25 protein-coding genes are annotated in these 26,736 nt (G+C 58.1%); 12 read left to right on the forward strand and 13 right to left on the reverse strand.

Going from position 1 to position 26,736, the window contains the following annotated elements; genetic code table 11:
- The first annotated feature begins 205 nt into the window (after positions 1-205).
- Positions 206-1,438 carry a T9SS type A sorting domain-containing protein gene (locus D0T11_RS03300; RefSeq protein WP_119654363.1) on the forward strand — a complete coding sequence of 411 codons (1,233 nt, stop codon included), beginning with the start codon at positions 206-208 and terminating at the stop codon, positions 1,436-1,438.
- 8 nt (positions 1,439-1,446) lie between these two features.
- Here the strand turns inward: D0T11_RS03300 and D0T11_RS03305 are convergent, their stop codons facing one another.
- A complete protein-coding gene (locus D0T11_RS03305) occupies positions 1,447-1,932 on the reverse strand; it encodes a PRC-barrel domain-containing protein (protein WP_119654364.1) in 486 nt (161 codons plus the stop codon).
- A 63-nt stretch (positions 1,933-1,995) separates the two neighbouring features.
- Positions 1,996-2,652: a hypothetical protein gene (locus tag D0T11_RS03310; RefSeq protein WP_119654365.1), complete on the reverse strand. Its 657-nt coding sequence runs from the start codon at positions 2,650-2,652 to the stop codon at positions 1,996-1,998.
- Positions 2,653-2,817: 165 nt separating this feature from the next.
- On the opposite strand from D0T11_RS03310, the gene D0T11_RS03315 reads away from it, so the two are divergent.
- Positions 2,818-3,807, forward strand: coding sequence for a DUF2157 domain-containing protein (locus D0T11_RS03315; RefSeq protein ID WP_119654366.1), 990 nt, complete (start codon positions 2,818-2,820; stop codon positions 3,805-3,807).
- Complete coding sequence (locus D0T11_RS03320; protein ID WP_119654367.1) at positions 3,800-5,023, forward strand: hypothetical protein; 1,224 nt, start codon at positions 3,800-3,802, stop codon at positions 5,021-5,023. Before D0T11_RS03315 ends, D0T11_RS03320 begins: the two co-directional genes overlap by 8 nt.
- Positions 5,024-5,258: 235 nt before the next feature.
- Here the strand turns inward: D0T11_RS03320 and D0T11_RS03325 are convergent, their stop codons facing one another.
- A complete protein-coding gene (locus D0T11_RS03325; RefSeq protein ID WP_119654368.1) occupies positions 5,259-6,398 on the reverse strand; it encodes a cysteine desulfurase family protein in 1,140 nt (379 codons plus the stop codon).
- Between the two features lie 199 nt (positions 6,399-6,597).
- Positions 6,598-7,986 (reverse strand): phosphoglucosamine mutase, encoded by a 1,389-nt coding sequence (glmM, locus tag D0T11_RS03330; RefSeq protein ID WP_119654369.1) that lies wholly within the window; start codon positions 7,984-7,986, stop codon positions 6,598-6,600.
- Positions 7,987-8,155: 169 nt separating this feature from the next.
- On the opposite strand from glmM, the gene mazG reads away from it, so the two are divergent.
- From mazG to D0T11_RS03375, 9 genes are all read left to right on the forward strand, one after another.
- Positions 8,156-8,980: a nucleoside triphosphate pyrophosphohydrolase gene (mazG, locus tag D0T11_RS03335; RefSeq protein ID WP_119654370.1), complete on the forward strand. Its 825-nt coding sequence runs from the start codon at positions 8,156-8,158 to the stop codon at positions 8,978-8,980.
- Positions 8,981-9,266: 286 nt separating this feature from the next.
- Positions 9,267-10,154: a MotA/TolQ/ExbB proton channel family protein gene (locus tag D0T11_RS03340; RefSeq protein ID WP_245990591.1), complete on the forward strand. Its 888-nt coding sequence runs from the start codon at positions 9,267-9,269 to the stop codon at positions 10,152-10,154.
- 69 nt (positions 10,155-10,223) lie between these two features.
- Positions 10,224-10,850: an ExbD/TolR family protein gene (locus D0T11_RS03345; RefSeq protein WP_119654371.1), complete on the forward strand. Its 627-nt coding sequence runs from the start codon at positions 10,224-10,226 to the stop codon at positions 10,848-10,850.
- A gap of 15 nt (positions 10,851-10,865) precedes the next feature.
- Positions 10,866-11,387, forward strand: coding sequence for an ExbD/TolR family protein (locus D0T11_RS03350; protein WP_119654372.1), 522 nt, complete (start codon positions 10,866-10,868; stop codon positions 11,385-11,387).
- Complete coding sequence (locus D0T11_RS03355; protein WP_245990593.1) at positions 11,384-12,214, forward strand: energy transducer TonB; 831 nt, start codon at positions 11,384-11,386, stop codon at positions 12,212-12,214. Before D0T11_RS03350 ends, D0T11_RS03355 begins: the two co-directional genes overlap by 4 nt.
- Positions 12,215-12,444: 230 nt before the next feature.
- A complete protein-coding gene (locus D0T11_RS03360) occupies positions 12,445-13,269 on the forward strand; it encodes an energy transducer TonB (RefSeq protein WP_119654373.1) in 825 nt (274 codons plus the stop codon).
- A gap of 195 nt (positions 13,270-13,464) precedes the next feature.
- On the forward strand, positions 13,465-13,719 hold the full coding sequence (locus D0T11_RS03365) for a DUF308 domain-containing protein (RefSeq protein ID WP_119654374.1): 255 nt from the start codon (positions 13,465-13,467) through the stop codon (positions 13,717-13,719).
- A complete protein-coding gene (locus tag D0T11_RS03370; RefSeq protein ID WP_119654375.1) occupies positions 13,706-14,668 on the forward strand; it encodes a PstS family phosphate ABC transporter substrate-binding protein in 963 nt (320 codons plus the stop codon). The genes D0T11_RS03365 and D0T11_RS03370 overlap by 14 nt, the downstream gene beginning before the upstream one ends.
- Before the next feature lie 47 nt (positions 14,669-14,715).
- Complete coding sequence (locus D0T11_RS03375) at positions 14,716-16,341, forward strand: tetratricopeptide repeat protein (protein ID WP_119654376.1); 1,626 nt, start codon at positions 14,716-14,718, stop codon at positions 16,339-16,341.
- A gap of 85 nt (positions 16,342-16,426) precedes the next feature.
- Here the strand turns inward: D0T11_RS03375 and D0T11_RS03380 are convergent, their stop codons facing one another.
- From D0T11_RS03380 to D0T11_RS03420, 9 genes are all read right to left on the reverse strand, one after another.
- Positions 16,427-17,533, reverse strand: a complete 1,107-nt coding sequence (locus D0T11_RS03380) for an RluA family pseudouridine synthase (RefSeq protein ID WP_119654377.1) — start codon at positions 17,531-17,533, stop codon at positions 16,427-16,429.
- Positions 17,534-17,650: 117 nt separating this feature from the next.
- Positions 17,651-18,274 carry an OmpH family outer membrane protein gene (locus tag D0T11_RS03385; protein WP_245990594.1) on the reverse strand — a complete coding sequence of 208 codons (624 nt, stop codon included), beginning with the start codon at positions 18,272-18,274 and terminating at the stop codon, positions 17,651-17,653.
- 45 nt (positions 18,275-18,319) lie between these two features.
- The gene (locus D0T11_RS03390; RefSeq protein ID WP_119654379.1) at positions 18,320-19,000 is read right to left on the reverse strand and encodes an OmpH family outer membrane protein; all 681 of its coding nucleotides are present in this window, start codon (positions 18,998-19,000) and stop codon (positions 18,320-18,322) included.
- 43 nt (positions 19,001-19,043) lie between these two features.
- A complete protein-coding gene (gene bamA, locus D0T11_RS03395) occupies positions 19,044-21,575 on the reverse strand; it encodes an outer membrane protein assembly factor BamA (protein WP_119654380.1) in 2,532 nt (843 codons plus the stop codon).
- A gap of 9 nt (positions 21,576-21,584) precedes the next feature.
- Positions 21,585-22,331, reverse strand: a complete 747-nt coding sequence (locus tag D0T11_RS03400; protein ID WP_119654381.1) for an isoprenyl transferase — start codon at positions 22,329-22,331, stop codon at positions 21,585-21,587.
- Positions 22,332-22,483: 152 nt separating this feature from the next.
- The gene (gene porG / locus D0T11_RS03405; protein WP_182888220.1) at positions 22,484-23,221 is read right to left on the reverse strand and encodes a type IX secretion system protein PorG; all 738 of its coding nucleotides are present in this window, start codon (positions 23,219-23,221) and stop codon (positions 22,484-22,486) included.
- Positions 23,222-23,292: 71 nt separating this feature from the next.
- On the reverse strand, positions 23,293-24,195 hold the full coding sequence (locus D0T11_RS03410; protein WP_119654383.1) for a DUF6089 family protein: 903 nt from the start codon (positions 24,193-24,195) through the stop codon (positions 23,293-23,295).
- Positions 24,196-24,322: 127 nt separating this feature from the next.
- Positions 24,323-25,216, reverse strand: coding sequence for an NAD kinase (locus D0T11_RS03415; protein ID WP_119654384.1), 894 nt, complete (start codon positions 25,214-25,216; stop codon positions 24,323-24,325).
- 36 nt (positions 25,217-25,252) lie between these two features.
- Positions 25,253-26,725: a BamA/TamA family outer membrane protein gene (locus tag D0T11_RS03420; protein WP_119654385.1), complete on the reverse strand. Its 1,473-nt coding sequence runs from the start codon at positions 26,723-26,725 to the stop codon at positions 25,253-25,255.
- Positions 26,726-26,736 lie beyond the last annotated feature (11 nt).

A 26,736-nucleotide genomic window follows, 5' to 3' on the forward strand; every position in this document is an offset into this window, starting at 1 on the left:
TTGCGCCAAAAGTGCGGCGTGTTGGTGCGCAAGTCCTGCTCGTTTAGCCGGTGCGAGAAAATGCACCATACGCGCATCCAACTCGTCATCGACGAGCACAACCGTCGGTTAACGCCAACCTGAATCACCTCGCATTATACCACCGCCAACGTTCCTTTGTTTCTTTCCCGCTTTCCCATTTCCGCTTCCACTCTTATCCTACACCATGCCCCACGCCTACCGCTTCCTGCTGCTGTTCATCATGCTGCTGCCTTTGGTAGCGCCGGCCCAGCAGCTACCGAAAGTGCTGTTTGATGCCGCCCACGCCCAGATGGCGGGCAATGCGGATTGGGTAATTGATGCCGACGTGTACGATTTGCGCGTGGGTACGGGTGGTGCAATGGTGCCGGGCGGCTCGGAGTCGAACCCGCAGCGGTTCCCCACGCCCGACCAAAGCGGTATCACGGCCACTACGCCCGAAACGTACTGGAGCGGGGGCATCTCGGCCTGGGGCGTGGAGCTGGTGAAGCGCGGCTTTCAGGTGGAAACCCTGCCCAACAACGGCCGCCTCACCTACGGCGACGCCACCAACGACCAGGATTTGCGCAACTACGCGGTGTATGTTGTGAATGAGCCCAACATCCGCTTTACTGCGGCCGAGAAAACGGCTTTGCTGACTTTTGTGCGCGATGGAGGCGGCCTGTTTATGGTATCCGACCACGTGGTATCGGACCGCAACAACAGCGGCTGGGATTCGCCCCGAATCTGGAACGACCTGCTCACAACTGCCCCCGGTGGCAACCCGTTCGGCTTTACCTTCAACCTCGATAACCTGGTAGTGAAAACCGCCAACGTGCCGGTGCTGCCCACCGATTCGTTGCTGCACGGCCCTGCGGGCGACGTGCGGAAGATGGAGTTCTACAACGGGGCCAGCCTCACGCTGCTGCCAACAGCCAACCCCACGGTGCGCGGCGTCATCTACCACCCCACTGCCGACGCTACCGGCACCCAGCAGGCCCTCATGGCCTATGCCCGCTACGGCCGCGGCAAAGTAGTGGCCCTGGGCGACTCCTCCCCGCCCGACGACGGAACCGGCGACCCGGGCGACAAACTTTACAATGGCTGGAGTGCCGAAGCCGACGGCGACCATGCCCGCGTCATCACCAACGCCACCATCTGGCTGGCCGCCCGGCCCGGCACTCCGCTGGCCGCTACGGCCGCTGCCGGGTTGGCCTTGCGCCTCTTCCCCAACCCCACCACCGGCACGGTCCGGCTTGTTTCCGAAGCCCGGCCTACCCGCGTGATCTGGTACACCCTGCTGGGTGAGGAGCTTGCGGTTCCCCCGGCGGGGCTGGCCACGGACGCGTATGACTTACGCCTGCTGCCTGCCGGGCTGTATCTGGTGCGCGTGCAGCTGCCCGATGGCCGGGTGCTCACGCGCCGGGTGGTGCGGCAGTAGTTCGCCTGCTACTCCAATCGGCGGCGCTGGTAGAAGGTGGTGCCATCGTAGCCAGGCTGGTTGTAAAAATCCGGTTCGGCGGCGGCGGGCAGCGGCAGCTTCAACGCCCGCAGCATGGCCTGCTCGTACTCGCGGGTTATCTGAATTTCGGCGTAGGATGGATACTCTGTTACCGACTGGTACGTGAGCGAAGGCACGAACACGTTATCCGCGTCTTCATCCAGGGCTGCCACCCCGATGGGCAGCAGGATGTGCCGGTCCCGCTCGCTGAGGCCCAGAGACGCGTCCAGCTCCACATCCAGGTAGCGAACCTTGAGGGCGTCCACGTCCACGATCAGCTCAACTACCTGCCCGAACTGGCGGCCGTCGGCCCCGCGCACGGCCCAGCCGCGGATGTCGGGGTTGTCGTCGGCCACTTCGAACTCGGTGAGGTCGCGCAGGCGGCGCAGGTGCAGGCCCTGGCCGGTAGGAAGGGGGTCGGGAGTAGGTTGCATAGGGAAACGGAGCGTTCCGGAGGAGGACTCCGGCTAAGTAAAAAACAAGTAATAAAACCAGGCTTACTGGGCCACGGAGGGCGACTCGAAGGCGCGCAACAGCTCGGCAGCCTGCTGAAAATAGGTACGTAGCGCCTGCTGCTCCGTTGCCGTAGTGGCCCGTCCGCTCAGGCCGGCGGCCTGGGCGCTCAGCTGGCGGGCCGCCGTTTGCAGCTCCGGATAGCCTTGCTGCTGAATGGCCTGAACTAGGGCCGCCGCTGCCACACACCCGGGCCGCAGGCTGGCGGCCGGCTCCTCCAGGCGGCTGGTAGCGCTGGTCAGGTCGTCGCGGCGGGTGCCGATGAAGGGCGTACGCAGGTCGTCCCGGTCCGTCAGGCTGACCAATGCCGAGGTCAGCAGGCGCAGGCCTTCCCGACCATAATCAGGCCGGGTGGCCTCGGTAGCGGCAAAAGCGGCCAGCACGCCGGCCGTTACGGGGGCCGTTTCGGCGGCCATATCGTTTAGTGCGTCTTCGGCGGGGCGGGGGCCGGTTTCAGCCCCGCTAAGGCTATCAACGGCCCTCCTGGCCGGCGGCGGCGGGGTTGGGGGCAGGGTCGGCGGCGCATTGACTTCGGCCCGGAACAGGAAATAGGCTCCCAGGCCCACCACGGCCAGCACCACCAGCAGAAACAGCCAGGGGCTGGGCGTATTTTTTTTGCGCTGAATGTTAATATCGGCCATATGGAAGCAGAAGGTAGGACAAAGAAGCAGTACGCGCTAGCCTTACGCGGCCCGGCCAGATTATGATTCGATTCTGCCATATTCCTCGCGCCGGATAGTGCAGCCCGACAGTGCCCGAGAGTTGGTATGTTTAGCTCCTGAACCTATTGTCTGCTGCTCCGGTCTATGCGCGTATCCTCCTTTATTGCCGAGCTCCGGTTCTGCGGCCTGCTCCTGCCCGAACAGGCCGCTGCCATCGAAGCGCATGAACGCACCCGCCCGTTCTCGCTGCACTACGAAATCCGTACCCTGCTCTACCTGGGCATCACCCTGCTCAGCGGCGGACTGGGCGTGTTGCTCTATGAGCACCTCGACCACCTCGGGCACGGCGTGGTAGTGGCCCTTATGGCCCTGCTGACGGCCGCCTGCTTCGCCTACGCGGCCCGCCACCGCCGCCCCTTCAGCTGGGCACAGGTGCCCAGCGCCGGCCTGCTCCCCGACTATCTGCTGCTGCTCGGCTGCCTGCTGTTTCTGGCCCTCGAAGGCTACCTGCAAGCCCAGTACACGCTTTTCGGCACCCGCTACGGCCTGGCCCTGGTGGTGCCGGCGGTTCTGTTCTTCTACCTGGCTTACCGCCTCGACCACCGGGGCGTACTGTCGATGGGCATTACGGCCCTGGCCGCCTGGGCCGGCTTAAGCGTGCAGCCGCTGTCAGTGTTCGAGAATCAGTTGCTGACCGGAGCCGTGAGTCGGGCGGCCATCGGGCTGGGGGCGGCCTTGCTGGTGTTGGGCTGGCTGAGCGAAACCCGCCGCCGCAAGGCCCACTTCGCCTATACCTACCTGCTGCTGGGCGGCAACCTGCTGCTGGCCGCCGCCACGGCGGCCATGTTCGGGGAAGTGCTCCGGCCCGCCGGCCTGCTGATCCTACTGATTCTGGCCGTCAGCGCCGGCCTGTTTTGGTACGGGCAGAAAACGCACTCCCACTTATTTCTGCTATTGGGGACGGCCTACGGCTACGTGGCCTTCACCTTCGGACTGTTTTTGGGTCTTCGTTTTCTGGGGGGCGAAGACGTAGTTTTTGGCCTTGCGCTCTACTACTTCGTGGCCTCCACGGCCGCTGCCATCTGGTTTCTCACCCACCTCAAACGGTTAGCCGGCACTGCTGCTCATGTTTAAAGCCTATAACTCAGCCTGGCCCCGCCACGAGGCACTTCGCGAGGCTGCCCGGGGCTGGTACCGCGCCGGTCTGTTGCCCTTGCCACAGTTGGAAGCCATCCGCGCAGCTTATCCGCCCGACTTCTACCGGCCCAACATCTACCTGCGCATCCTGCTGTTTTTGCTGATGACGCTGGGCTACTTCGCGGCGGCCGGTATGCTGGCCCTGCTGCTATATTCCGTCGCCAACGACCTGAGCGGGGGGCAGATTCGGGAGCAGGCGACTATTGGCGTTGTCTGCCTGCTGAGCGCCTTGGGCGGGCAGCTACTGTTGAGGCAGCTCATTCGGACCGGCCGCACCTACCGCGCCGGCTCCGACCAGGCCCTGCTCTACATCAGCCTCGGCTTTGCCGCCGCCGCCATGTATTGCTTCGCTGATCTGCTGACGCCCAACAGCCTGGACCTGCTGGCGCTCAACGGAATCGTGCTGGTTCTGCTGCCGGTACTGCTGCTGCTGGTACTGGCCCTGATTGCCTACGCAGATGCGCTGGTGGCCATTGCTGCCTATGCAGTGGCCCTGGCCCTGGTAACCGACCTGTTGCTGCGCACTACTTTCGGCATTTTGTTCGTGCCCTTTGCCGTGATTGGGCTGGCCGTAGGGCTGTACACTCTGGTGCGCTACCTCGTACCGCATACCGACTTCTGGTATTACCAGACCTGTTTCATAGCCCTCAAAGTAGTCGCCCTGCTTACTTTCTACCTCGGTGGCAACTACTTGGTCGTGCGCGAGGCCAGTGCTGCCATCCGCAACGAAAGCACTTCCCACCAGATTTCTTTTGCCCTCTTTTTTTACCTGTTCACGGCCCTCATTCCACTGCTCTACATCTACCAAGGCCTGCGCCGCCCCGACCGGGTCTGGCTCCTGACGGGCCTTGTAACCCTGGCCTTCTCGGGCTACACGGTGCGGTTTTACCACTCAGTGCTGCCCCCCACCGTGGCTAGTGCCCTGCTCGGCGCCTTGCTGATCGTGCTCATGGCCCTGGCCCTGCGCTACCTGCGCACCCCCCGTCACGGCCTCACCGCCGCCCCCAACGATGCGTCCACTGCCGAACGCCCGGGCCTCAACCTGGAAGCCCTCATCGTCGCCCAGACGGCCCACGCCCCCCAGGTCCCGGAGCCCGGCTTCCAGTTCGGCGGCGGCCAGTCGGGCGGCGGCGGCGCGGAGGGGCAGTGGTGAAGGAGGAACAGGTATTCCGCGCATTCGAGGGCGTTCATCCAGCCTTTTAAGGCGGACCATCATTTTTCCGGCAAAAAGCCCCTGACGTCTGCTGACGTTAGGGGCTTGCTATTTACCCGGGTTTCTTGGCTGCATGAAAACCGGATTAACTACGCTGTCCTACGGGTACTTTGGCTCTGCCTCACATAACCAAACGGCACCTGCCCCCGCATTCATCACTTCTCTTATTCCCTACTTACGCGGGCACCTTGCGGTACATTTTGGCCAGCTGCTCCACGGCGTAGTCCACTTCTTCTGCCGTGTTGTACTTGCTCATCGAGAAGCGGATGGTACCCCGGGTAGGGTCGCAGCCCAGGGCTGTAAGCACGTGGGAGCCGGCGTTGGCCCCGCTGGTACAAGCCGAGCCGCCCGACACGGATATGTGGTTGATGTCGAGGTTGAAGAGCAGCATTTCGTTCATATCGGAGGAGGGCAGGCTTACGCTCAGCACCGTGTAGAGGCTCTGGTCGGCCTCGGCGGAAGTGCCATTGAAGTCCACCCCGTCGATTTCGGCGCGCAGCTTCTCCATAAACCGGTTTTTGAGGGCCTGGATGTGGTGCTGATGATCAGCCATGTCGCGGTAAGCAATTTCGAGGGCCTTCGCCAGGCCCACGATGCCGTACACGTTTTCGGTGCCGGCTCGCTGGTTGCGCTCCTGGGAGCCGCCGTGGAGCAGCGCGTCCACCATCTGGCCCGAGCGACGGTACAGGAACCCGATTCCTTTCGGACCGTGGAATTTATGCGCCGAACCCACCAGAAAATCAACCGGCACCTGCTGCACGTCATGGCGGTAGTGGCCCATGGTCTGCACCGTATCGGTATGGAACACGGCTTTGTGACGGGCGCATATTTGCCCGATGGCGGCAATGTCGTTGAGGTTGCCAATCTCGTTGTTGGCGTGCATCAGGCTCACAAAAGTGCGCGGGTGCGTAGCCAGCAGCTCGTCGAGGTGAGCCAGATCCAGGCGGCCGCGCGCATCATGACGCAGGTAGCTGAGCTGCATGCCCTGCTTTTCTAGCGCCTGCATGGTGTGCAGCACGGCATGGTGCTCAAGTGGCGAAGTGATGCCGTGTTGCAGCCCCAGGGGGCGCACGCTTCCAAAGGCAGCATAGTTATCGGCCTCCGTCCCGCAGGAGGTAAACACGATTTCGGCGGGGGCCGCATTGATGAGGTGGGCAATGGTTTTACGGGCATTCTCGAGGGCGGCGCGCACCTGCCGGCCGTGGCCATGAATGCTACTGGGGTTGCCGAAGTGATTTTGCAGGAACGGCAGCATGGCGTCCAGCACTTCAGGGTCCAGGGGCGTGGTGGCGGCGTTATCGAAATACACGTTCATAAGTTGCGCGGAAAGGCAGTAACAACCGGCTCGCAAACCGGCCCGAATGATTTCGCCACAAAAATAGCGGTTTCCCGGTGGCGTAACGGCAGGATAATGAAATGGTGAGTTGCCATTCAGCTGGCCCTCCCAGTGCTACGTGCACCAACAGGGCTGTCCGAACGGCAACTCACCATTTCACTAACGCACCATTTCGCCGCTACTGGCTGATGATTTCCTTGATGTCACCAATGATTTTGTTGGCCAGGTGGTCGGCCGTGGCGTTGGAATCCGACTCGGCGTAAATGCGGATAATGGGCTCGGTATTCGATTTGCGCAGGTGCACCCACTCCTTGTCGAAGTCGATTTTCACGCCGTCAATGGTATTCACCTGCTGCTTGGCGTAGCGCTTCTCCATTTCCACCAGCACCAGGTCGGTGTCGATTTCGGGCGTCAATTCAATCTTATTCTTCGAGATGAAGTAACTTGGGTACGAGGCCCGCAGGCGCGTCATGGTGAGGCCCGTTTTGGCCAGATGGCTCAGAAACAAGGCAATGCCCACCAGCGAGTCGCGGCCATAATGCAGCTCGGGATAAATGATACCGCCGTTGCCTTCGCCGCCAATTACGGCGTTGGTTTCCTTCATCTTGTTCACCACATTCACCTCGCCCACGGCGGAAGCGGCGTACTGACCACCGTGCTTTTCGGTCACGTCGCGCAAAGCCCGCGTGCTGCTCAGGTTGCTCACGGTGTTGCCGCCGCCCAGTTGCTGAAGCACATAATCGGCCACGGCTACCAGGGTGTACTCCTCCCCGAACATGCTGCCGTCTTCGTTCACCAGGGCCAGGCGGTCCACGTCAGGATCCACTACAATGCCCAGGTCGAAGGAGCCTTTCTCGAGTACCCGGGCAATTTCGCGCAGGTTTTCGGGTAGCGGCTCGGGGTTGTGGGCGAAGTCCCCGGTTGGGTCGCAGAACAGTTTTTCAATCACCTCCACGCCCAACTGCTCCAGTAGCATCGGCACGGCAAAACCGCCGCAGGAGTTCACTGCATCTACCACTACCCGGAAGTTTTTGGCCTGAATAGCAGCTTTGTCGACCAGCGGCAGGGCCAGAATAGCATCGATGTGCTCTTGCAGGAAGGTGTCGTCGGTGGTGTAGCTGCCCAGCTTGGTCACGGGCGCAAAGTCAAACGACTCGGAGTCGCCCAAAGCCAGCACCTGCTTGCCATCCTCATCCGAGATGAACTCGCCCTGGTGGTTGAGCAGTTTCAGCGCGTTCCACTGCTTGGGGTTGTGCGAGGCCGTGAGAATAATGCCGCCGCCGGCTTTTTTGGCCGGCACCGCCATTTCCACGGTCGGCGTGGTGCTCAGGCCCAGATCAATCACATCAATGCCCAGCCCTTGCAAGGTGGCCGTTACCAGCCGGTTCACCATGTCGCCCGAAAGGCGGGCATCGCGGCCAATGATGATGGTTTTATTCTGCGTTTTTTCCAGTACCCAGGTACCAAAGGCAGCGGCGTATTTCACTATGTCAATGGGCGTTAAACCGTCGCCGGCCGCGCCGCCGATAGTGCCTCGGATTCCCGAAATGGATTTAATCAGTGCCACGTGTGTGCTGCTAAATGGTAGGTGGGCGAATATCGCCCGTGAGAGGCCGCAAAAGTAGCCAACTGGCTTAGCTTTCCCTACGAAAGAACCTGCGGCTCCGGATGAGGCAGCCCATAATCCTACTCATGTAGGCACAAGGAATGCCGTAAGCCCTTGTATATTTGGCCTGATGGAAAACATTGCTACCACCCGCCGGCAAGAGCAGCTCGGGGCCTTTGGCCGGCTGCTGGACGTGCTCGACCGCCTGCGGGCCGAGTGCCCCTGGGACCGGAAACAGACCCTGGAAAGCCTGCGTCACCTCACTATCGAGGAAACCTACGAGCTCAGTGACGCCATCATTCGCCACGACCTGCCGGACCTCCAGAAAGAGCTGGGCGACGTGCTGTTACACCTGGTTTTCTATGCCAAAATTGCCAGTGAGCAAGGAGCCTTCGACATTGCCGATGTGCTCAATACCCAGTGCGAAAAGCTGATTTTCCGCCACCCCCACATCTACGGCGACGTGAAAGCAGAAACCGAGGAGGAGGTCAAGAAGAACTGGGAACAGCTGAAATTGCGGGAGAAAGGCAACACCTCCGTGCTAGGCGGCGTACCTACCTCACTGCCAGCGCTGGTAAAAGCGATGCGCATTCAGGAAAAGGCGCGGGGCGCGGGCTTCGATTGGGAAAAGCCCACGCAGGTATGGGAAAAGGTGCAGGAAGAGCTGGCGGAGTTTGAAGCAGAATTTGCCGACGTTGCTTCTCCCACTTTCAGCCCCGAGCGTATTGCGGCCGAATTCGGAGACGTTTTATTCTCCCTGATCAACTTTGCCCGGCACGCGGGCATCAACCCGGAAGAAGCCTTGGAGCGGACCAACCGTAAATTCATCCATCGTTTTCAGTACCTTGAAACCCAGGCCGCCCACGATGGCCACCAACTGCACGACCTGAGCCTGGCCCAAATGGACGCCTATTGGGAACGAGCTAAACAGATTCCGCTGACCGCCGCGAAATAAAGTTGATGGAGAAATAGCCTTTTTTTAAGGCGCGCATAGTTTTAAAGCGTTTAAACGCATTTTTCATTTGGCGGCACTCATGTTTTTTAAGTAGGTTTGCCAAGGATAGGCTGGTCTGCACGACAAGTCCTGTACACGAGCAGACCCATGCTTTGCTGACGGACACTCCGGAAGTGTGCGGGTGAACAGGAAACATCGTGCCGGAAAGATTAGCCAGCCCATTTTTCATTTTTTTTTTTACAACACGCTCAACCTTTCACCAACAACCCACTAATTCTCCGGAACAATGGAACAAAAGAATGCCATGAATAAGCCCGCGGCCCGGCCTGCCGCTGCTGCAGCGCCGAAAGGCGACTCTAGAGGCAGCGGTTCGTCCGCATTTGCCATTATCGCCATTATCGCGGCGTTCATTGTAAGCGTACTGATTTTCATCTTCGTACTGGGCGACGGTAGTCACTTCCAGGGCGGTAACAACGAAAACAACCCGCTTTCGGGCGACTATTTCGGGGTGGTGTACAAAGGGGGTCCGGTAGTACCGGTGCTGATGACCATGTTCCTGCTCGTAGTTATCTTCTCGATTGAGCGTGCACTGACCCTGAGCCGCGCAAAAGGCTCCAAGAGCATCGAATCCTTCGTGCGTAACATCCGTCAGAAGCTGAACGTGAACGACATCACGGGTGCCATTGCCGCCTGCGACCAGCAGAAAGGCTCGGTAGCCAACGTAGTACGCGCCGGCCTGATGAAGTACCAGGAAATGGCACGTGAGCGCCACATGGAGAAAGAGCAGAAAGTACTGGCTATCCAGAAGGAAATCGAGGAATCGACGGCATTGGAGCTGCCCATGCTGGAGAAAAACCTCGTGATTATTTCCACGCTGGCTTCCATCGCTACGCTGGTCGGTCTGATCGGTACGGTACTGGGTATGATCAAGGCCTTCTCGGCACTGGCCCAGGGTGGTGCTCCCGACGCAGTTGGTCTGGCCAACGGTATTTCGGAAGCCCTCATCAACACGGCCCTCGGTATCACGGGCTCGGCCCTGGCCATCGTGTCGTACAACTTCTTCACCAGCAAGATCGACGAACTGACTTACAGCATTGACGAAGCCGGTTTCAGCATCATTCAGACCTTCTCGGCCCAGCACGGTGCCACGGACCACTCCAATACTACCGTATAATTTTAGTGCTTACACGCACTAAAGTGTGGAGTTGTTCGTTTCTGAATCACGCGTTTAATTACACCAGCAATGCCTAAAGTAAAGCCTCACAGAACATCCCCGTCGTTGGATATGACTCCGATGGTGGATCTGGCCTTTCTGCTGGTGACTTTCTTCATGCTCACCACCAAATTCGCCCCGGAAGAGGCGGTGGTAGTGGACACGCCTTCTTCTACCTCCGAAATTCGTTTGCCTGAATCGCACGTGCTCACCGTAGCCATTGACAAGGACAAGCGTATTTTCTTCGGAGTTGGCGACGACGAGATCAAATCTGAGTTGTTACGCACGGTGGGAGCCAAGTACGGTGTTAGCTTTACGGCCGCGCAGGTACAGGCATTCCGGGGCGTAGGGGCCAGCTTTGGTACTCCCATCGAAAAACTGCCCGCTCTCCTGAATTTGGACAGCGAGCAGCGGAAGTTGGTTAAGCAGGACGGCATTCCCGCCGACTCGCTCAACAACCAGTTCATCGAATGGGTAGTAGCGGCGCAGTCGCTCAGCCGGAAGCAGTTCAGCACTCCCGCCTACATTGCCATCAAAGGCGATGGGCAGGCGGATGTACCGACTGTAAAGAAAGTCATCAAACTGATGCAGGAGAAGAACATTAACCGGTTCAACCTGATTACCGACCTCGAAACTAAACCGGTGGCCGGTAACTAATCTCGCACAGACGACATGGCAGAAATACAACAAAATAGCGGCGGCGGCGGGAAAGGCGGAAAAAAACGGGCGAAGAAAATGTCGACCAAAATCGACATGACCCCGATGGTAGACTTGGCCTTCCTGCTGCTGACCTTCTTCATGCTCACGACCACCTTCAGCAAACCTACCGTGATGCAGGTCACGATGCCGGTGAAGCCGAAGGACGAAACCGAAAAGTCGGAAATTAAGGCGTCCAACGCTTTTACCGTCCTACTCGGGGAGAACAACAAGATCTATTACTACGATGGTCTGTTGTCGACGGACACCAAGCCGGAATTGAAGTTGTCGGGCTACGATGCCAACGGTATCCGCAAGGAGTTGCTGGCGCGCAAGAGCAACCCCAATCTGGTGGTCCTGATCAAGCCGGACGATAAGTCCAACTACAAAAACATGGTCGACATCCTCGACGAAATGAACATCACCGACCAGAAGAAATACGCGCTGGTGGACATTTCGAATGCGGATGTGGAACTCATTAAATCTTCTGGATTATGATGGACAACGCACAGTTGGCCAGCGCATCTCTCGATGACATAGTCTTCGAGGGGCGCAATAAGGCCTACGGGGCTTACATAATCCGGCGAGTGTACGGCAAGCACGTTACCCGCGCAGTTCTTATTTCCATCGCCCTGTTTGCTCTCCTGATTGCCTTCCCTTTGGTGGCACGCATGATGAAGAAAGACGACGTGGTGGTGGAGGATAAGATGCTCAAGGTGAACGAGCTGATGGAAGCCCCGCCGCTGGACAAGGTAGCTCCCCCACCCCCGCCGCCCCCGCCGCCGGAGGCCCCACCACCGCCCCCACCAAAGCTCACGACCATCAAGTTCACTCCCCCCGTCGTTAAGAAAGACGAAGAGGTGAAGAAGGAAGAAATTCCGGACGTGAAAGAATTGGAGAAGGCAACCGTGGCAGCCGTCAGCGTTAAGGGCAACACTGACAATCCGGCTGACCTTGCTGGTCTGGAGCCCGGTGAGGGCACTAAGGCAGTAGAAGAAGTCGTCACGAACAAGCCATACACCTACGTGGAGCAGATGCCGGTATTCCCCGGCGGACAGGAAGCGTTGCTCCAGTACATTGCCAAGAACATCAAGTACCCGGCAATGGCACTGCGTAACCAGGTGGAAGGCCGTGTCTTCATCAAGTTCGTAGTTGGTCCTGATGGAACCGTTACGAACGTGGAGGTGCAGAAAGGTATTGGTGCCGGTTGCGACGAAGAGTCGATGCGGGTTATCAAAAGCCTGCCGCGCTTCACGCCTGGTAAGCAGAACGGCCGCGCCGTTTCCGTGTACTACACGGTACCCGTAACCTTTGCTATCAAGTAAGCTTCCCGGTTACCAACTCATTGGTGCCAGATAAAACCCCGAATCGGACAGCTGTCCGGTTCGGGGTTTTGCGTTTTGAGAATTTTCTAAAAAAAAAACTCATCTACATACTACCCGGGTTATGTTGAGCGTTGAGTAGTTAAGAGCCAGGGGAAGCATTCGTGGGGTTGGCAGTTTGAAAGGCTTGAGTAGCTGAATTCTTTCATTTTTCACTTAACGCTCTATTCGCCATGGCCACAGCCGCGCACATCTCCGCCCCCTCCCTCGATGACATGGTTTTCGAGGGCCGCAACAAAGCTTACGGTGCCTACGTCCTGCGCCAGGTTTACGGCCGTCACGTAACCAAAGCAGTAGCCTTGGGCATCACACTCTCCGCCTTGCTAATTGCTTTGCCGGTTATCGTGCAGCAGGTATGGCCGGCGGCGGCAGTAGTTGTGCCGGCCGTCGTGGATGACACGCTAACGCTCACCCATTTCACGGAGGTGGAGCCGCAGCCCAAGCAACCCAGCATGAGCAGTGCCACGGCCACGATACGGACCCACACGGCCGAGACGCCGACCAAAGTGGTGCGCGACGAGGACGTGAAAAAGCCCGACCAACCCGAGATTGAAGCACCAGTAGCAAATGGCCCTTTAGTGCTTGGCGACATCAACCAGGATGGCAACAACGGCAACAGCATGGTGCCGGCGGCGGGTGGCGGCAATGATACGGCCGCTAATCCGGCCGCTCCGGCCGTTATAAAGCCGTTCGTGCATGTGGAGCAAATGCCCGAGTTTGTGGGTGGCAACGGGGCACTGATGAGCTATCTGCAACGCCAGATGAAGTACCCGCCACAGGCCTTGCGGGCGGGTGTGGAGGGAAAGGTGTTCATTTCCTTTACCGTCAATACCGACGGCACGATTGACGACGTGGAAGTTCTGAAGGGCCTGGGCTACGGGACCGACGAAGAAGCCAGCCGCGTTATCAGCAAAATGCCCGCCTGGAAGCCGGGTTACCAGAATCATCATGCAGTGCCCGTGCGCTATACTTTGCCCATCACCTTTAAGTATGAGTAACCGAATCCGTCGGCTACCTTGCTGACTGCTTGAGGCTTATGATGACAAAAAACGGCTGGTAGCACAAACCAGCCGTTTTTTGCCGTTTTTTACGGTTGCATCCCCCCGTTACTTGTGCTGACGCATCGGGCTGGCGAACAAAAAGCCGGCAATCTGGCATTCAAAAGAACATCCTGCCTCTTCATTTTTCTACTCATGTCTGACCGCCCTACTACCGACGACCAGCTGGGCCACCACAGCCAGCCCGGCCTGGTGCGCTACTTCACCCTCATTATGTCGGTGCTGTATATGGTGCTGGGAATTTATTTGTGGTTCGTACCGGCCGGCACTATCCGCCTCGCCGAAACGCCCCGCCAACTGCTGGCCGCCATCTTCGTATTTTACGGAATCATTAGATTTGTCAGGACGTACCAGTTACACTTCAGAAAAAACCGGGATGATGCACGCTAATTTCAAGGTGATGGCCAGCCTGCTGCTGATGGCCTTGGGGCTTCTGGGCTGCAACAGCGGCGACAATAACGGACGCGGGCAGGCCATTGATACCCCCACCAGCGGGACCGTACGCATTGGCGTGGATGAAACGTTCGAGCCCATCCTCAAATCGCAGGTGGATACGTTTCAGAAGCTGTACCCGGCCGCTCACCTGCAAACGGTTTTCCAGCCGGAGCGCGACATTATTCAGGCCCTGCTAACCGACAGCATCCGGTTAGCGGTAGTTTCCCGCCCGCTAACAACGCAGGAGCAAAATCATTTCAAGCGGCTGAAGATTGAGCCCAAAGCCATTCGCATCGGCGTCGATGGCGTGGCCATTATCCTGCACCCCAGCAACCCTGACTCATTGCTGACTACCGCGCAACTGCGCGCTATTTTCACGGGGCAGCTCACTCAATGGGGCCAACTTAGCCCGAAGAATACGCTGGGCGAGATTACTGCCGTATTCGACAACAATAATTCCAGCACGGCCCGCTTCGTGCAGGACTCCATCACCCGCGGCACAGCCCTGGCCAAGGGTATCTTCGCCTCCAAGTCGAACCCTGCCCTGCTGGATTACGTTGCTACCCATCCGAATGCTATTGGGGTAATCGGCGTCAACTGGATCAGTGACCGGGACGACGCGGCGGTGCAGAAGTTCCTCAAGCGGGTCCGGATAGCTGGCATCAGCAGCAAAACCAGCGGCGCTACGGCCGACGACTACTTCCAGCCGTATCAGGCCTATCTCGCGCAGAAAACGTACCCGCTCCGTCGGGAGCTCTATGTTGTCAGTCGGGAGGCCCGGGCCGGTCTTGGCACCGGTTTTGCATCCTTCGTAGCAGGCAACAAGGGCCAGCTGATTATGCTCAAGTCCGGTTTGATGCCTGCCACCGGCCAAGTTCGCCTTATTGAGGTGAAGCCTGACTAAGTGTACTGCCTTTCCCTTTCCACGTACTTTCACTAACCTTTTTGCACATGAACCTTAAGCCCTGGAAGCTCACGCTCCTCGCTGCTTTGTCTGTTTCCGGCTCGGCCGCCCTGGCCCAGACTACGGGGGTCCAGAAAGCCCTCGAACTGGAACGCTATAATGAAGCCCGCGCCACTCTGCTCAGTCAGGGTCAGTCCAACGAAACCTCGTTTCAGCTCGGACGCCTTTACCAGATGCGCGAAATGCCGGATTCGGCCGCGTATTATTTCAACCGGATTGCCTTCGATAAGAAGGAGCCTATGACCATGATTGCCGCCGGCCGCGCTGCGCTGGCGCAAGGCAAGAATGCCGACGCCCAGATTCAGTTTGACAATGCCGTGAAAACGTCGAAGGGCAAAGACCTCGACGTGTATACCATGATTGCCCAGGCTTACGCCGAATCCAATATCAAGGACATTGCGAAAGCTCTGGAATATGTGAAGGAAGGGGAAGCCCTGGCGGCCAAGAAAGGCAAAGACGATCCGGCTCTGATGATTGCCCGCGGCGACATCTATCAGAAATCCGAATCGGGAGGTGGCGAAGCCATGAACAGCTACGAGCGTGCCACGATGGCCGACCCGAACAACGTGCAGGCCTTCGTGCGCAAAGGCCAGCTGAACCTGCGGGCCAGGACCTACAACCAGGCCAAGGAGAACTTCGACAAGGCCATCAGCATCGATCCGAACTACGCTCCTGCCTACAACTCGCTGGCGGAAACCTACTACTTCGCGGGTCGTTACGACGATGCGCTGGCGCAGTTCCAGAAGTACAGCTCCCTAGCCGAAAAGTCGTCGGATACGATGGCTAAAAACGCTTCTTTCCTGTACCTGACCAAGAAGTACCCGGAGGCGATGGTGGAGATTGACAAAGTACTGGCGCAGGATGCCAGCAACCTGACCATGAATCGGCTGAAAGCCTACTCGCTCTACGAGATGGGGCAGAACGATGCCGCTATGGCCGCCATGCAAACCTACATGCAGGTGGCGAAGGCCCAGGATAAGATGATTACCGAAGACAATGTGTACTACGGTAAGATGCTCATCAAGGGCGGCAAGACGACTGAGGGGGCTACGATGATCGAAGCCGCCATCAAGGCTGATCCGAAGAAAGCCGCTGATTTGCAGAACGAGTTGGCGCAGGCTTACCTGGCAGCCAAGAACTATCCCAAAGCCATTTCCACGTATCGGTCCCGCATGAAGGCTACCGATGGCGGTGAACTGACCGACAAGATATACCTGGCCCGCGCCTACGAGTTGAACGAGCAGTATATGCCCGCCGACAGCCTCTACGGCATCATCACGAAGGAGCGCCCCGAGTATATTCCGGGCTACCAGATGCGGGCCCGGGCGAATGCCAACATGGACAAAGACTCCAAGAAAGGCCTCGCCAAGCCATACTACGAAGAGTACATCAAGGTGGCCAACGCTTCTGAGTCGCCCGACAAGTACAAGTCGGGGCTGGTGGAAGCCAACAAGTACCTGGGTTACTACTACTACCAGCTGGGCGATAAAGCAGCGTCTTTGCCTTACTGGCAGCAGGCGCTGGCCCTGAAGCCCGATGATGAGCAGGCGAAGACGGCAGTTGATGCCATTACGCAGCCCGTTAAGAAGGCCCCGGCGGCGCGCCGTAAGTAACCACTTGCCGCACGTCAGTCAGTTAACAGAGAAGCCCGCTACCAAGGTAGCGGGCTTCTCTGTTTTCTAACGGTCTGGTGCAAGCCTAAAGCAGGTTGGCGGCATACTGCTCCCACAAAGCCAGTACGGCCTCAAAATCGGCCGGTAATTCGACTTCGAACTGCATGTGCTCCCGGGTAACAGGGTGCTCGAAGCCAAGAGACTTGGCGTGCAGCGCCTGCCGGGGCAGCTGAAGCAGTGCTTTTTCGGCGAAAGTCTTGTAGGCACCCGTGCGCTGACCGTACACGATTCGGTCGCCGCCGTAAGTAGTATCTCCGAACAGGGGGTGACCGATGTGCTTCATGTGTACCCGAATCTGGTGGGTGCGGCCGGTTTCCAGATTGCACTGCACCAGCGTAACCTTGCCGAAGGAACGCAGCACTTTATAGTGCGTTACGGCGTGCTTGCCCTGCTCCTCGCCTTCGGGATATACCGTCTGAATCTTACGGTCCTTGATGCTGCGGCCGATGTTGGTGCTGATGGTACCTTGCATTTCCTTCGGTACACCCCACACCAAGGCCAGGTAGGTGCGCTCAATGGTATGATGAAAGAACTGATTCGAGAGGTGGGTCATGGCATATTCCGTTTTGCCAATTACCAACAAGCCTGAGGTATCCTTATCGATGCGGTGCACGAGGCCGGGGCGCACCTCGCCATTGCGGCCCGTCGGCATGTCTTTCAGATGATGAGTGAGGCCATTGACCAGCGTGCCTTCCCAATGGCCGAATGCCGGGTGCACTACTAGGCCAGCCGGCTTGTTCACCAGCAGCAGCTCCGGGTCTTCGTAGCGGATATCCAGATCCATCGGCTCGGGCATCACCTTGAACTCGCGGGGTGGCTCGGGCAGCGTGACGGTAATCACGTCGAGGGGTTTAACGCGGTAGTTGGACTTCACCGGCCGGTTGTTCACCTGCACGGCTTCGGCCTTGATGGCGTTCTGAATGCGCGTCCGGGATGTGTGTTGCAGGCGGTTGAGCAGAAACTTATCCAGCCGCAACAACTCTTGCTTGCGGTTGGCCTGAATGCGGTGGTGCTCGTACAATTCGTCGCCCCCGTCCTCGTCGTCCAGATCCGCCTGCTCGGGGTCGGGCGCGAGGTTCGCAGACGGCAGGGATTGAGGAGAATGGGTGCGGGATTCTTCCAGCTCGGCCATATAGATCAGAAGTTCACAACGCCGGTAGCCCGGAACCGGCAGAAAAGGGCAAATAGCAACAGCCGGGGCAAAAGCCCCGGCTGCGCAGGTAATTCACAAAGGGAAAAACCGGGAAGGTTATTTCTTCGACTTGGTTTTCGTTTTGGTAGCCGTTGGCACGGCCGAAGGAGCCGGCGTAGCTGGGGTGGTTACTTTCGGAGCGGTAGCGGCGCCGGGCGTAATGCCCATCTTCTTCAAAATCAGGTCCGACACGTCCCCTTCCTTCGGGCCGTGCAGCAGCACCGGGCTGGCTCCGTCCGAATTCAAAATATAGGTGTAGCCGTTCTCTTCAGCTACGGCATCGATGTTCTGCTGAAGTTTATCGAGGGCGGGCTTGAGCAAGGTCTGCTGCTTCTGCTGCAACGACGTTTCGGCGTTCTGCTGGAACTCCTGGATGGACTGTTGCAGGTTCTGCAACTCCTTTTGCTTATCGGCCCGTACCGGGTCGGGCATGGTAGCGGCTCCTTTCTGGAACGCTTCGCCTTTTGCCTGATACTCGTTGTATTTGGTATCGAGCTGATTTTTGAGCTGAGTGCTGTAATCTTTCAGCTGCGACTCAATCTGCTTGCTCTCGGGCATCTGGCTCAGCACGTATTCCACGCTGGTGTAGCCGATTTTCAGCGGTGCGGTTTGGGCCAGCGAGGCAGTAGCCGTAGTGAAAGTAAGAGCGGCAGCAGCCAGGGCAACGCGGAATTTGTTCATGGTGGTCATCAAAAAGGGAAATGTCAGAGAGTTAGATACACAAAGTTACTTTTTTCGGCTTGCCGGGCGCGCAGCCGGCTTCGCAGGCTGGCGGCCGGGCACCGGCTCATCATCGGCCGTAACATCACCAGCGGGAGTTGCCGGCGTAGCTACGGTCTTCACCGCCCCCTTCTGGCCCGGCTGATTGCGCTCCTCCGAGGCCAGGCCCAGCTCTTCCAGCACGAATTCCGTGTAGTCGTGTACGGGGTTGGTGTAGAGCATTGTCAGGTCGCCGGCCTTGTCGAATACGATGGCCAGCTGCTTCTTCTTGGCAACCTTCTCAATGGCCTCAAATACAAGGTCCTGCACCGGCTTGGTGAGTTCTTGGCGTTTTTTGAACAGTTGGCCTTCGTAACCGAAGATTTTGTTGGAGTAGGCCTTGATTTCCTGCTCCTTAGTCAGGATTTCGTCCTGCCGCTTTTTCTTCATGGTTTCGGTCAGAACGACTTCCTCGGCCTGATAATTCCGATAAAGCTTATCGAGGTCCTTCTTCTGGCCCTCAATGTCCTGTTGCCAGTTCGTGGAGAGGGTGTTGAGTTCCTGCTGGGCCTGGGTATAGGCCGGCATCTTGCCCATGATAAACTCTGAGTCAACGTAGCCGAACTTTTGGGCGGCCGCACTCCGTACGCCCATCACGCCCACAAAAAGCACCAGGGCCGCAGCTATTCGCAAAAAAACGTGGTTCATACCGTAGAAGGAAGTGGCGTGGCGACCTGCTGCGCCGCCGGGCTTAGCGGAGCTGCTGACCAATGATAAAGTGGAACATACTCTTCTCCTGCTTCTGCCCGGGCGACACAATCGGAATCTGGTCGAAACCCCAGCCGTAATCGAAGCCTAGCAAACCGAATGCCGACATGAAAATCCGGGCGCCGATGCCCGCCGAGCGGTAGAGCTTGTAGGGGTTGTAATTAGTGTATTGCTCGAAGGCATTGCCGGCCTCCGCGAAGCCCAGCACGTACACCGTCGCCGCCGGGTTCAGGCTGACCGGATAACGCATTTCCATCACAAATTTATTGTACACGACTCCGCCCGCCGAAGCTGTCCGCGAAGCAGGCAGTGATTTCGGGTCGTTCGGGTCGGCGTAACCGCGCAGGCCCACGAACTCAGTGCCCGCGAGAAAGTTTGAGGAACCGCCGTAGCCCAGTCCCGAGCCGCCCAGCTTAAACCGCTCAAACGGACCGATGGGCCGACTGCTGTTGTAGCTGCCAATGAAACCAAAGTGAGCCCGTGTATTAAGCACCAGCTTGCCCACAAGGGGCGAGAACCAAGAGGCGTCAAACATCCACTTGTGGAACTCTACCCATTCTGTCACGTTCGGGTGAGCGCCTGGGAAAACCGAGTACGGCGGCGTCAGGTTCACGCTCAGCGCCAGTGAAGAGCCCCGCCGCGTGAAGGTGGGGTTATCGATGCTGTTGCGCGAGAGGGTGGTGTTGAACGTGATGTTGGTGGCGTTACCCGTACCGTTTTCGAAGAACGATGTTCCTAATCCGGGGTAGTTGTTCAGCTTGTACTGCGTTACCGACAAGGCATTGCTCAGCGTGAAGTAGTCATCGGGCCAGCGCAAGCGGCGGCCCAGGCTCACGCTGGCCCCGTTGGTTTTGAGGTAGCTGCCGGTACTAGCATCGAAGTTAGTACCGACCCGGTAAATAGTTTTGGTCAGGCTCACCGACAGCGAGTTGGGCTTGCGCCCGCCCAGCCAGGGCTCCGTGAAAGAGAAGGAGTAAGCCTGATACTGCAAGCCGTTGGCCTGCACGTTCAGGGCCAGGCGCTGACCGTCGCCGGCCGGCACGGGCGTCCAGTTACTCAGCTTACCGGCTTTGCGCAGGGAGAAGTTGTTAAACACCAGCCCTACCGTACCGATGAAGCGGGCGTAGCCGCCCCAGCCGCCCGAGAGCGTAATCTGGTCGGAAGGCTTTTCTTCCACGGTATAGTTGATGTCCACCGTACCATCGGCCTGGTTGGGCACCGGGTTGAGGCCGATTTTCTCCGGGTCGAAGTAGCCCAGCGTGGCCAGTTCGCGCTGGCTGCGAATCAGGTTTTCGCGGCTGAACTTGTCACCGGGCAGGGTGTACAGGGCGCGCCGCACCACGTGGTCGGAGGTTTTGGTATTGCCGGCAATGTTCACATCCTTCACCCGGGCCTGCACGCCCTCAGTCACCCGCATCTCAATATCGATGGAGTCGCCCTCCACCCGGGTTTCCACGGGCTCAATCTGGAAGAAGAGGTAGCCGTCGTTCATGTAGAGCGAGGTGACATCCTGGCCCGTGGGGTTGTAGTTGAGGCGCTTGTCCAGCGTTTCCTTGCTGTACACGCTGCCTTCCTTAATGCCCAGCACCGAGGCCAGCGTTTTATCGTCGTAGAGGTAATTACCCTTCCAGCTGATGTTGCGGAAGTAGTATTTCGGCCCCTCATCCACCCGCACCGTTAGTTTCAGCCCGTCACCCACCCGCGTGAGCGAATCGGACAGAATGGTGGCGTCGCGGTAGCCTTGGGCGTTATAGAAATCAAGCAATTTCTGCTTGTCATCGACAAATTCCTTGGCCTGGTATTTACCCGAATTGAAGAACTTCGGAAATTTCTTCTCCTTGGTCTTTTTGAACTTACCCTTCAGCTTTCCATCGGAGAAAGCGGTGTTGCCCTCGAACACAATGTCGTTGATCTTGACCTTGGAGCCCTTGTCCACACTAATGGCCAGAATGACGCTGTTCGAGAGCGAGGAGTCAGGCCGCTGGCTGATGTTGACCTTGGTATCGAGGAAGCCTTTGTTGGTGTAGAACTTCCGTACCTGCGTCCGGGTATTGCTCAGCAGGGCATCGGTCACCACTTTGCCCCGGATGAGTTTGATCTTGTTCTTCAGCTCATCGGCCTGGCCCTTGCTGATGCCCTCAAACACGAATTTGGAAAGGCGGGGCCGCTCCTTGAGATTAAAATCCAGAAAAATCCGGGTGCCTTCCGTCCGGGCAATGCTCACGCTCACGTCGCCCAGAATACCCTGATCCCAGAGCTTGCGGATAGCTTTCCCGATTTCTTCCCCCGGAATGGTGATAGGGTCGCCTACCTTCAGGCCGGTCAGGCCAATGAGGGTGTTGGGGTCGAGGTAGCGGGCACCGCTGATGGTAATGCCTCCCAGCGTGTAGCGCTGGGACTCCTCACCGGCTACGGCAGGGGCTTGGATCTGTCCCACGGCTGTGGTGAGCGGGGCTACTCCCAGCGTGAGGGCCAGCGCGGCAACCGGAATAATCTTATGGTAGGAAGAACTCATGTTCGGCGATTACGAAACGGTTAGCTGCTCACTGGTTTTCCCGAACCGACGCTCGCGCTGCTGATAAGCCCGCAGGGCGTCGTAGAGATGCTCCCGCCGAAAGTCCGGCCACAGCAAATCGGTAATAAACAGTTCCGTGTAGGCGAGCTGCCACAATAAAAAGTTACTAATGCGCTGTTCGCCACTGGTCCGAATCAGCAATTCCGGGTCCGGTATCCCAACCGTCGACAGAAACCCGGCCAGGGTCTGCTCCGTAATCTGCTCGGGCTGCAAACGACCGGCCGCTACTTCAGCCGCCATTCGTTTTGCCGCCTGAGTCAGGTCCCAGCGGCCGCTGTAACTCAGGGCCAGCACCAGCGTCATCTTAGTGCCGGCCTTAGTCAGTTCCATGGCTTCGGCCAGTTCCTTCTGGCAGGAAGCCGGCAGGTTTTCAATCTGGCCAATGGCCTGCAAACGAATACTGTTCTTGAGCAGTGTCGGCGTTTCCTTGCGGATGGTATGCACCAGCAGTTGCATCAGGGCCATTACTTCGTGCGCGGGGCGGGCCCAGTTCTCAGTAGAAAACGCGTAAAGCGTCAAATACTGAATCCCTGCTTCAGCGGCTGCTTCCACGGTTTCCCGCACGGCCGTAATGGCGCTCTGGTGGCCGAAAATACGTAAGCCGCCTTTTTGCTTAGCCCACCGGCCATTGCCATCCATGATGATGGCAACGTGGGCGGGAATCTTCTGGGAATCAATTTCGGACCGAACGGCCATGGGTACTTTTTGCGTAAAGAGGCCGCAAGTTACGTAAATGGTTGCATTCGCTACCGCCTAATCCCTGCTCCAATGGCCCGGCAACACCAACGGCCCCCATTATCCTGGATAACGGGGGCCGTTGGTTGGGCGAATCTACCGGCAGACATCTTTCAGTCTTTCTTCTTGCCTTTTTCCTGACTCTTATCCGGGCACCGGATTTTATAGAAAGTATACGAAATACTCAGCCCGTTATAAAAGTACCAATCCTGGTCGTGCGGGTTACCGAGCAAGTCATTCTGGCCAGTGGCTTTGCCGTCAACATGGTCCAGATTATCCGTAATGGTTTTGCGGGCTCCTGCTTCCAGGCCCAGGTTCCAGTGCTCCGATAAGGCATACTTGAAGCCTGCCCCCAGCGGAATTGCCAAGCTAATGACACCGGCCTTTTTATCCAGCGCAGGGTGCGCACTACTGGTAATCCGCGTGTTGGCATAGAAGCCGGCCAGTCCCACGAAAACGTAAGGGGTGAAATGCACCTTGTCCTTTCGGTTGTGGTAGTCGAAGAAGTTGTATTCCAGCGCTCCGGAAAGCTCCAATAGGTTACCTTTCAGACTGGCATCCCGATAAGCCGACGAAGGCGGCACGTTACCATTGAGGCCCTTCACATTCCGGTCATCGGCTCGTAGCATGCCTCCCATTGCCCCTGCCCGCAGTGTGATGGGTGCAGAAAGGTCTTTGCGGTAGAAGGCCGTGAGGGCCGGACGGTTGTTGCGGAACTGATACTTGGGCGAGAGTTCCCCTTTGTAGACAAGCCCCCCGATGCCCAGACCCACTTCGCTCGTGTTCTGAGCGGTGGCGGCGGTGGCGATAAAAAAAACGCTCCCCACCGGTAGTAAACCGATAAGGAGCATTTTTGGAAAGCGAGAATTTATCATTCGGCTGACTAGCTGTTGAAAAGTAGTACGACAGCCAGACTTGCTGACTACCGGAATTTAGGGTTGCGCACCCGTGGAGCAAGGATGTAGTTCACCGAGATGCCCAACGTGGTGTACCAGTCTTTTTCGTTGCTCTTGCCACGCTGACCACCCGCCTGATTGTTCTCAGTATACGTACCGGGGTATCCGATATTACCGGCACCTGCACCACCTGTGATGGTGTAGCCAAAGTACTTGGCAGCATCAGAAGCCAAAACGTTCGGATCAGACACGTAGTTTGTGCTCACATCGTCCAGGTAGTCGGTGAAGGTTTTGCGGAAGCCTAGCTCCAGGCCTACGTCGAAGCTCTTGTTGAGTTTGTAGCGGGCACCGGCACCAAAGGGAATCACGAATTGGGTCAGCGCATAGCCGGTTGCTTGCCCTTCCGTCTTCAACGGCTGCAAAGCAACAATATTGCCTTGTTCATCAACTCCCTTCGGGTTGTGATGCATAACGGCGACCCCACCGAACAGGTAAGGCACGAAATCAGGACGCTTAATGTAGTTGTTACGGTTTTCTACCAGATCAAACATACCGACTGCCGCGAACTCCAGAATATCGTTCCGGAAATTCATGTTGCGGTTGAAGCGGTATTTCGCTTCCGGATCACTCTGGTCGGCGGCTTTGGCGTCGTCACCGGTAATACGGCCGTAAGAAAGGGAGGCGCGGCCGGAAAGGCGGGGAGCAAAACGACGGGTAAAGGTCAGGCCTACGTTGGGGCGGGTAGCGCCGGCGCGGAAGCTGGGAATGCTCGGCTTGGGGGTGATGTCGCCAAAGTAGTTCATGGCGTTCAGCGTTACTCCAACCGAGTTATACTGCTTGCGCTTGCTGAACTGCTGGGCATTTGCCTCCGACGCTACCAGCGCGAGAACCAGCAGCAGGGTCAACGTGTGGGTGAAGAATTGCTTCATATTAAGCGGAAAATTAGGGATATCAGGCTGAAAAACTCACTGAGAGACGAACACATACGTTCTCAGTCAGGGACAAAAGTAGGCGATGCCGAGAACTTAAAAAATAAATCGTTGAAAAACACTCGGTTTAAACCGGGATTCCGGCCGGGTTCCGCCGGTCGAGTCCCCAATTTAACTTGCTACGCAAGGTACTCAAGAAGTTAACATGATTTAGTTTCACCAGACGGGCATTGAAGTTTTCTCGGCGAACAGCAATCTGAATTCCGGCTTCTACGGTCCGGGAGCGGGAATCGAGGGAGAGCAAAAAATTATTGCTCCGGCCTTCAATTTCAAAAGAAATTACGCTCCGGTCGGACACAATGAGGGGCCGGACATTCAGATTGTGAGGGCATACGGGGGCAATGATAAAATTGTTCGTTTGCGGCAGCATCACAGGGCCACCGCAACTGAGCGAGTAGCCCGTCGAGCCGGTGGGCGTGGAAACAATCAGGCCATCGGCCCAATAGGAGTTCAGGTACTCGCCATCAATGTAGGTGTGCACCACAATCATGGAGGAGGTGTCGCGCTTGAGGATACTGAACTCGTTGAGGCCGAAGTTGACGTCGCCAAACGTGTCCGGGTCAGTATCTACCCGAATCAGGCTGCGGTCTTCCAGCACAAAGTGGCCCTTGAACAAGGCATCAATGGCCTGGGCTATTTTGTCGGGGGAAATGGTGGCCAGGAAGCCGAGGCGGCCGGTATTGATGCCCAGAATAGGGATTTGCAGTTCGCCGACATAGGTAACCGTGTCGAGCAGGGTGCCGTCGCCGCCGATACTGAGCACGAAGCGGTTACCCTCCAGCGAGTCCTGACGGGTGAACGTGGTAATGCCCTCGGGCAGCGTTATATGCTGACTCAGGTACTCGTGAAACGAATCGACGATGGTGACTTCTGCCTGACGGCGTACCAGATCATCCATCATTTCCTGGATGAAAGCTGCCTGATTTTCGTCGAAGGGCTTACCCAGAATGGCTATTTTCATAACAAAAGCTTAACTCAGCATCCCTGGGCCAGGGCCTCAGATGGGAAACTGGGTACGGAAGAAGAAGCCGCCCTGCTGCTCCCGGTTGCGGGCGTACTCCAGGGTAAACACCCAATCGTAGTACGTGACCAGGTGCAGGGCGACCCCGGCGGAGGCAAGCAACCGGTTGGGCAGTTGGTTGGCAACCGGCACCGACCGTTGGCGCACGTAGCCTACGTCGGCAAAGGTATTTAAATAAAAGACCAGCGGGATGGTGTTGAAACGAGTACTGGGCACGCCGTTGAGGCGCAGCTTGCCCAGATCGAGGAGCCGGTAAGTGAGGCCCTGTTGCAGCAGGCCCAGGTGGCGGCCGTCCACTACGTAAGCATCATACCCGCGCACCAGCACCTCGTAGCCCAATGCCCGGCGGTCGGGATAGGCCAGGGCGCGGGCCACGCGAAACTGGCCGGTGGCCCCCACGGCATAGTAGAACGGGCCACCCAGCGCCACGTAGCGGCTGTAGCGGGCACGGACCGTAAGATTATCAGGGGTGCGGTTACCCAGGAAGGCACGGTAGCTGACGGCCAGTTGGGCATACTGGCCGGTGAGCGGGTAGGCGAAGGTGTTGCGCTGGTTGAGCGTATTCACGAAGCTGAACTCCAGGTATTCGCGCCGGGAACCGTTGAGGAAGTAGTTCGGATTGTAGTACAGGACTGAATCGGACACCCGCTCGTAGTGGTAGGCGGCATCTAAGGAGGCCAGAAACTGCACCGTGCGCCGCCATCGAAGCCCAACGGTAGCGTACTGGCGCTCAATCGGGAAGGCATCCTCCTGACGCAGGTTGCGCAGCCGGTCGTTTACAGTAGCATAGTCGAGGGCGTGGCTGCGGTAGTATGAATAGCCGGCCCCAAAGCCTACGCGGCGGCGGCGGCCGTAGCCGGGGGCCTCATAGAAAAGCTCATACTTGCGGTTGAAACCCAGCTGGAGGTTGCCCAGCAGCTGCTCGTTGCGGCCCCGGAAGTTGCGCCGGACCACGTGCAGCCCATAATCCACGCGCTGCCACCGGTCGGGGCGGTCGAGCCAGGAGCGGAAGTTGCGGTCGGCGAGGGAGAAGATGGGAATGGGAAAGGTGTACCAGCGCTCCTGAACACTATAGAGCAACGTGAGCTCCCCTTCGCGGCACACGGCCTGCACCAGCACCTGATGAAAGAGCTGGAGGTTGAAGAGGCGGCGGCGGTTGGCTTCGAGCCGACGGCCGAGGGTGGCAGCCGTCAGGGAGTCGCCTTCCCGAAAATCGAGTTCGGCGCGCAGCACCACTTCCCTGCTTACGCTGTTGCCCACGAACAGCAGCCGTCCGACCCGCAGCGTGGCATACCCGGGGCATTGGGCCTGCACGAGGCTATCGGGGCCGGTGGCGCGGAGCGTATCGGGCAGCGGGGTGGGCGGCGTTTCCAGCCGGAGCGCGCGCGTGGGCGAAGCAGCCGGGGCAGGCAGGCAACTCAGCAGGAACGCGAGAATAGTTAGCAGCACTCCCCTCGGGG

Source organism: Hymenobacter rubripertinctus (assembly GCF_003583925.1).
Lineage (GTDB): Bacteria > Bacteroidota > Bacteroidia > Cytophagales > Hymenobacteraceae > Hymenobacter > Hymenobacter rubripertinctus.